6 protein-coding genes are annotated in these 7,235 nt (G+C 70.7%); 5 read left to right on the plus strand and 1 reads right to left on the minus strand.

Going from position 1 to position 7,235, the window contains the following annotated elements:
- Positions 1 to 99: 99 nt before the first annotated feature.
- From ACEU5R_RS26400 to ACEU5R_RS26415, 4 genes are all read left to right on the plus strand, one after another.
- Positions 100 to 1,731: an ATP-binding cassette domain-containing protein gene (locus tag ACEU5R_RS26400; protein WP_103274203.1), complete on the plus strand. Its 1,632-nt coding sequence runs from the start codon at positions 100 to 102 to the stop codon at positions 1,729 to 1,731.
- Between the two features lie 194 nt (positions 1,732 to 1,925).
- Positions 1,926 to 2,789 carry an archaetidylserine decarboxylase gene (gene asd / locus ACEU5R_RS26405; protein ID WP_103274202.1) on the plus strand — a complete coding sequence of 288 codons (864 nt, stop codon included), beginning with the start codon at positions 1,926 to 1,928 and terminating at the stop codon, positions 2,787 to 2,789.
- A gap of 209 nt (positions 2,790 to 2,998) precedes the next feature.
- Positions 2,999 to 4,147: an alpha-hydroxy acid oxidase gene (locus ACEU5R_RS26410; protein WP_392412701.1), complete on the plus strand. Its 1,149-nt coding sequence runs from the start codon at positions 2,999 to 3,001 to the stop codon at positions 4,145 to 4,147.
- A 149-nt stretch (positions 4,148 to 4,296) separates the two neighbouring features.
- On the plus strand, positions 4,297 to 5,469 hold the full coding sequence (locus ACEU5R_RS26415) for a metallophosphoesterase (protein WP_392412698.1): 1,173 nt from the start codon (positions 4,297 to 4,299) through the stop codon (positions 5,467 to 5,469).
- A gap of 74 nt (positions 5,470 to 5,543) precedes the next feature.
- Here ACEU5R_RS26415 and ACEU5R_RS26420 read toward each other — a convergent pair whose 3' ends face one another.
- Positions 5,544 to 5,999, minus strand: coding sequence for an Lrp/AsnC family transcriptional regulator (locus ACEU5R_RS26420; protein WP_103274199.1), 456 nt, complete (start codon positions 5,997 to 5,999; stop codon positions 5,544 to 5,546).
- 92 nt (positions 6,000 to 6,091) lie between these two features.
- Between ACEU5R_RS26420 and ACEU5R_RS26425 the strand changes: the two genes are divergently transcribed.
- Positions 6,092 to 7,235: MFS transporter (locus ACEU5R_RS26425; RefSeq protein WP_392412699.1), on the plus strand; the 1,144-nt coding region annotated here is incomplete at its 3' end.

Genomic DNA, 7,235 nt, shown 5'->3' on the forward strand with positions numbered 1-7,235 from the left:
TTGAACTCCAGGCCGGAACCCCACGCCCTTCATCCCGCCACGCGCGCCGTGTCGCGCGCGGCGGTACCGCGCCGGGCCGCCCCCGTTTCCGCTTCGACCATGATCCGCTTCCAACAAGTTTCCCTCGCGCGCGGCGTCAAGCCGCTGCTCGACAAAGCCGACCTGCTGCTCAACCCCGGCGACAAGATCGGCCTCATCGGCGCCAACGGCGCCGGCAAGTCCAGCCTGTTCGCGCTGCTGCGCGGCGTGCTGCACGCCGACCAGGGCGACCTGGACTACCCGGCCACCTGGCGCATGGCGCACGTGGCCCAGGAAACGCCGGCGCTGGACCGCCCGGCCATCGAATACGCCATCGACGGCGACGCCACGCTGCGCCAGCTGGAGGCCGAGCTGGCCGCGCTGGAAGCCGAACCGGAAAGCGCCGAGAACGGCCTGCGCATGGCCGAGATCTACGCCGCGCTGGCCGACGCCGACGCCTACACCGCGCACTCGCGCGCCGAGCAGCTGCTGACCGGCCTGGGCTTCACGCAGGAACAGATGCGGCTGCCGCTGACCAGCTTCTCGGGCGGCTGGCGCATGCGCCTGAACCTGGCGCAGGCGCTGATGTGCCCGTCCGACCTGCTGCTGCTGGACGAGCCCACCAACCACCTGGACCTGGACGCCATCATCTGGCTGGAGGACTGGCTCAAGCGCTATCCGGGCACGCTGCTCATCATCTCGCACGACCGCGACTTCCTGGACGAAGTGGTCAACGTCGTGGTGCACATCGACGAGCGCAAGCTGCGGCGCTATTCCGGCAATTACTCGTCGTTCGAGCGCCAGCGCGCCGCGCAGCTGGTGCTGGCCCAGGGCATGATGGAAAAGCAGATGCGCCAGCGCGCGCACCTGCAGTCCTTCATCGACCGCTTCAAGGCCCAGGCCAGCAAGGCGCGCCAGGCGCAGAGCCGCATCAAGGCGCTGGCGCGGATGGAGGAAGTGGCGCCGCTGCGCGCCGCCGCCGAGTTCTCCTTCGAGTTCCGCGAGCCGCTGCGCGCGCCCAACCCGCTGCTGACCATGGACGCGGTGTCGGCCGGCTACCGCAACATCGATGAAGACACGCAGACCGTGTCCGAGAAGATCATCGTGTCCGGCATCAATTTCTCGCTGCAGGCCGGACAGCGCATCGGCCTGTTGGGCATCAACGGCGCCGGCAAGTCGACCTTCATCAAGACCATCGCCGGCGAGCTGCAATCGCTGGCGGGCGACACTCAGTTCAACAAGGGCCTGTCCATCGGCTACTTCGCCCAGCACCAGGTCGAGATGCTGCGCCACGACGAATCGCCGCTGTGGCACATGACCAAGCTCGCGCCCAATGTGCGCGAGCAGGAGCTGCGCAACTTCCTGGGCAGTTTCAATTTCAACGGCGCCATGGCCACCAGCCCGATCACGCCGTTCTCCGGCGGCGAGAAGGCGCGGCTGGCGCTGGCGCTGATCGTCTGGCAGCGCCCCAACCTGCTGCTGCTGGACGAACCCACCAACCACCTGGACCTGGAAACGCGCGAAGCGCTGACCAGCGCGCTGGCGCAGTTCGAGGGCACGCTGGTGCTGGTCTCGCACGACCGCCACCTACTGCGCGCCAGCACCGACCAGTTCATCATCGTGGCCGACGGCCAGGTGCGTCCTTTCGACGGCGACCTGGACGACTACAAGGCCTGGCTGTACCAGACCAAGCTGTCCGCCAAGGCGGCCTGAAGCCACACGCCGCCCGGCCTGGCGCGGGTCTGGCGTGGGTCTGGCGCGGGTCTGATTCGAGTCTGGCTCGGGGTCTGACGACATACGCCGCGCCGGGCCGATCAGGTTACAATCGCGCCCATTGCGCGCCCCCCGCCCGCGCGCCCCTTCCATCGCGTCCCGCTCCTTGCGGGACGCTGCTATTTCCCCCGCAGATGCCCATCAAAGACCAGCTATTTCTCGCCAGCCAGTACCTTGCGCCCCACCATCTGGTGTCGCGCCTGTTCGGATACGCGTCCGACTGCCGGGAACCCGCGGTCAAGAACTGGATGATCTCGCGCTTCGTGCAGCGCTACGGCGTCGACATGAGCGAGGCCGAGCAGGAAGACGCGCTGGCCTACGACTGCTTCAACGATTTCTTCACGCGCGCGCTGAAGGACGGCGCGCGGCCGCTGGACGACGAGCCCGGCTCGGTGCTGTGCCCGGCCGACGGCGCGATCAGCCAGATGGGCGCCATCGAGCACGGCCGCATCTTCCAGGCCAAGGGCCACAGCTACGGGCTGGCCGACCTGCTGGGCGGCGACGCCGAGCGCGCCGCGCCGTTCCAGGGCGGCGAGTTCGCCACCATCTACCTGTCGCCGCGCGACTATCACCGGGTCCACATGCCGGTGGCCGGCACGCTGCGCGAAATGGTCCACGTGCCAGGCCGGCTGTTCTCGGTCAATCCGCTGACGGCCCGCAACGTGCCGCGCCTGTTCGCGCGCAACGAGCGCGTGGTCTGCATCTTCGACACCGAGCACGGCCCCATGGCGCTGGTGCTGGTCGGCGCCATGATCGTCGCCTCCATCGAAACCGTCTGGGCCGGCCTGGTCACGCCGCACAAGCGCGGCGTCAAGGCCACGCGCTACGACGCCGACGCGCGCGCGCCCATCCACCTGGACAAGGGCGCCGAGATGGGCCGCTTCAAGCTCGGGTCCACCGCCATCGTGCTGTTCGGCCCGGACAAGATCCGCTGGTCCGACACGCCCTCGGTGCGCGGCCCGGTCCGCATGGGCGAGCTGCTGGCCCTGCCGGCCTGAGACCGCCTGCCCGCTCCGGCGGCCAACCCTGATCGGAGTCGCGCCGGCTTCCCCGGCGCGATGTTTCCTTCCGGCGAAGAAGCGCTTCGCGTTTTATTCGCTTTGTGGCGCGCGGCGGCGTTGCTAGATTATGGGGCTTTCCCCGTCGCGCACCGCCCGCCATGACCGCCACCGCCCCCGCCCGTCCCCTGCCCCGCGCCCTGGCGCGCATGCTGTCGCTGGACGACTTCGAGCAGGCCGCGCGCCGGCGCCTGCCGCGCCCCATCTTCGGCTACATCGCCGGCGCGGCCGAGGACAACCAGTCGCTGCGCGCCAACCGCGACGCGTTCGCGCGCTACGGCTTCGTGCCGCGCGTGCTGGTGAACGTATCGGCCCGCTCGCAGCAATTCGACCTGTTCGGCCGCCGCTACGACGCGCCGTTCGGCATCGCGCCCATGGGCCTGAGCGCGCTGTCGGCCTATCGCGGCGACATCGTCCAGGCCCGCGCCGCGCGTGCGTCCAACATCCCCGCCATCCTCAGCGGCACCTCGCTGATTCCGCTTGAAGACGTGATCCAGGCCGCGCCCGGCACCTGGTTCCAGGCCTATCTGCCCGGCGATCCGGCCCGCATCGACGCGCTGGTCGAGCGCGCCCGCAAGGCCGGCTACGAGACCCTGGTGCTGACCGTAGATATTCCCGTGTCCGCCAATCGCGAGAACAATGTACGTACCGGCTTCTCCACGCCGCTCAAGCCCAGCCTGCGGCTGGCCTGGGACGGCCTGACCCGGCCGCGCTGGCTGGCCGGCACCTTCCTGCGCACGCTGCTGGCGCATGGCATGCCGCATTTCGAGAACTCCTTCGCCACGCGCGGCGCGCCCATCCTGTCGGCCTCCGTGCTGCGCGATTTCTCGGCGCGCGACCACCTGAGCTGGGAGCACGTGGCCCGCATCCGCCGGCAATGGCCCGGCGCGCTGGTCATCAAGGGCATCCTGCATCCGGACGACGCGGCCCTGGCGCGCGAGCATGGCGTGGACGGCATCATCGTCTCCAACCATGGCGGCCGCCAGCTCGACGGCGCGGTGCCGCCGCTGCTGGCGCTGCCGGGCGTGCTGGACGCTGCCGGCGACATGCCGGTGATGCTGGACAGCGGCGTGCGCCGGGGCGGCGACGTGCTCAAGGCGCTGGCGCTGGGTGCGCGCTGCGTGTTCGTGGGCCGACCCTTCAATTACGCGGCCGCCATCGGCGGCGAGGCCGGCGTGGCGCACGCCATCGGCCTGCTGCGCGCCGAAGTCGACCGCAACATGGCCATGCTCGGCATCAACCGGCTCGACGAGCTGCATCCCGGCCTGCTGCGCCGCGACGAGTTGCCAGGGCGCTGACCGCGCCATGGCGGCGCGCGCGGCCGCAGGCGCCGCGCGCCTGCCGCAACCCGCTGGCGCGAGAGTCACAACCCCCCGGACATCTCCGGGGCATAGAATGGCAATTCCCTTGCTACGCGCCTGCCTCGCGGGCGCTCCGGTGCCGCCCCGTGTCCCTACGCCAATCCTCGTTTTTCCTGCGCTTTCTCACGCTGGGCGCGCTGGCCCATCTCTACGTCGGCGCCCGCCTCATTCCCGACGGACTGCATCACGGCCCCAGCGCGGCCGCGGCCGTGCTGGCGCTGGCGCTGTCCTGCATCCTGATTCCGCTGGGCATGCTGGCCCGGTCCTCGGCGCGGCCGCCCTGGGGCGACCGGATCGCCTGGGTCGGGCTGATCACGATGGGCCTGTTCTCGTCGCTGTTCGTCTTCACCGTGCTGCGCGACGCGCTGCTGCTGATCCTGTGGCTGGCCAGCCTGGCGGGCCTGGAATTGGGCTGGACCGCGCTGCGGCAGGCCTCGGCCTGGTGGGTGGCGACGCTGGCGCTGGCCGCCACCATCGTGGGCTTCGTCAACGCGCGCCGGCGCGCCCGCGTGGTCACGGTGGACGTGCCCATCGCCGGCCTGCCGCCCGACCTGGACGGCTTCACCATCGTGCAGATCAGCGACATCCACGTCGGCCCCACCATCAAGCAGCGCTACGTGCAGGCCATCGTGGACGCGGTCAACCAGGAATCGCCGGACCTCGTCGCCATCACCGGCGACGTGGTCGACGGCAGCGTCGAACAGCTGGCCGCGCAGGCCAGCCCGCTGGGCCAGCTGCGCGCGCCTCATGGCGTGTACCTGGTGACGGGCAACCATGAATACTATTCGGGCGCCGCGCCCTGGGTCGCGGAATTCCGCCGCATGGGGCTGCGGGTGCTGATGAACGAGCACGCGCTGATCCATCCGTCCGGACTGCCGATGATCATCGCCGGCGTCACCGACTACAGCGCCGGCGCCTTCGATCCCCACCAGCGCAGCAATCCGGCGGCGGCGCTGGCCGGCGCGCCGGCCGATGCCTGGCCGCGCATCCTGCTGGCGCACCAGCCGCGCAGCGCGGCCGCCGCCGAGCCGCTGGGCTACACCCTGCAACTGTCGGGCCACACGCATGGCGGGCAGTTCTTTCCCTGGGGCTTCTTCGTGCGCCTGCAGCAGCCCTATACCGCCGGGCTGCACCGGCACGGCAGGATGTGGATCTACATCAGCCGGGGCACCGGCTACTGGGGACCGCCCAAGCGGCTGGGCGCGCCGTCCGAGATCACGCGGCTGCGCCTGCGCGCGGCGCCAGGCCCCCGCGTCTGACGGCGCACCGGCCGGGGGCCGCGCCAAGCCGGCCGACCCGGGCCGGCTCTCCACGCTCCCTGACGGGCCAGCGCTCAGGCGTCGTCCGGCAGCGGACCGCGCTCCAGATAGCTGGTCAGCGCGATGTCGCTGGTGGTGTTGGTGATGCCCTCGATCTTGTGGATGCGCGCCAGCAGCTGCTCCAGCGCCTGCGTATCGCTCACGCGCACCTTGAGCAGCATGGCGCTCTTGCCCGTGATGGTGTGGATTTCCTCGACCTCGTTCAGCTCGGCCAGGCCCAGCACCTGCTGGGTGATGGTCCAGTTGTTGGTGTCCACGTGGACGAAGGCCAGCAGCGGCCGGCCGATCTTCGCGCCGTCCAGCCTGGCGGCGATGCCCTTGATCTGGCCATCGCGCTTCAGGCGCTTGACGCGCTCGTGCACGGCCGGCGCGGACAGGTTCAGCAATTTGCCCAGTTCGGCATAGCTGGGCGTGGCGTCGGCGGCCAGCAGCGTTAATAGTTTTCGGTCGCGCTCGTCGAGATCTGACATCGGAATCGGGTTACGCCGAATGGCGTTCAAACTTTTATGGAATAAAGGATTATCGGTGTAAACCCTTATTTTATTCAAATAAAATTCGGGGAATGCAGAATCGCAACACCCGCAGCCCCGTTCCCGCCCTGATGTTCGCCGTCAGCGTCGTGGGATCCAACGGCCTGGCGCTCAGTCCCATTCTTTCCGACGTGGCCCGGTCGTTCTCGACCACCCCGCTCACCATCAGCACGGCCATTTCCGCCTATGGCGCCGCCACCGCCGCCAGCGCCTTCTTCCTGGCCGCGCGCATCGACCGCATCGGCATCCGCCGCACGCTGCTGGGCGGCATGCTGGCGCTGATCGCCGCGCTGCTGCTGTCGGCCGCCGCGCCGCACTGGCTGGCGCTGACGCTGGCCCAGGCCGTGGCCGGCACGGCCGCCGGCGTCATCCTGCCCGCCGCCTACGGCTCGGCCTCGCTGATCGCGCAGCCCGGCCAGGAGGCGCGCACGCTGGGCCGCGTCATCGCCGGCTGGTCGGTATCGCTGGTGGCCGGCGTGCCGCTGTCGGCGCTGATTTCCGACGCCATCGGCTGGCGCGCCACCTATGGCGTGCTCGCGCTGTGCGCCGCCGTCGCCCTGCTGGGCCTGCGCCGCCTGCCCGAACGCCGCGCCGCCCATCCCGCGCCGGTGCGCCTGTCGCGCCTGTTGGCGCCGCTGTCGTACCGCGACGTGCCGGCGCTGCTGCTGGGCTGCCTGGCATTCTCGTCCGCCTTCTACGGCGTCTACGCCTTCCTGGCCGACCACGTGCGGCGCCTGCTGGCGCTGTCGGCCGGACAGGTCGGTTTCATCGCCTTCGCCTACGGCGCCGGCTTCATGCTGTCGGGCCTGCTGGGCGCGCGGCTGATCGAACGCCTGGGCCCGCGCCGCGCGCTGCCGCTGGCGCTGGGCGCCGCCGCGCTGGTCTACCTGGCGCTGCTGCCCGCCGCGCGGGCGCTGCCGGCCGTGCTGCTCATCGCCGCCGTCTGGGGCGCGGCCTCGCAGCTGTGCCTGAACCTGCTGGTGCTGCTGCTGTCGCGCGCCCGCCCCGAGGAACGCGGCGCGGTGCTGGGCCTGAACACCTGCGTCACCTACCTGGGCGCCAGCCTGGGCACCGCCGTCGCCGGCACGCTGTACACCCATGCCGGCTTTGGCGCGCTGGCCCTGTCCGCCAGCGGGGGGGGGGGGGGGGGGGGGGGGGGGGGGGGGGGGGGGGGGG

It is taken from the genome of Achromobacter sp. 413638 (assembly GCF_043119405.1).
Taxonomy (GTDB): domain Bacteria; phylum Pseudomonadota; class Gammaproteobacteria; order Burkholderiales; family Burkholderiaceae_B; genus Achromobacter.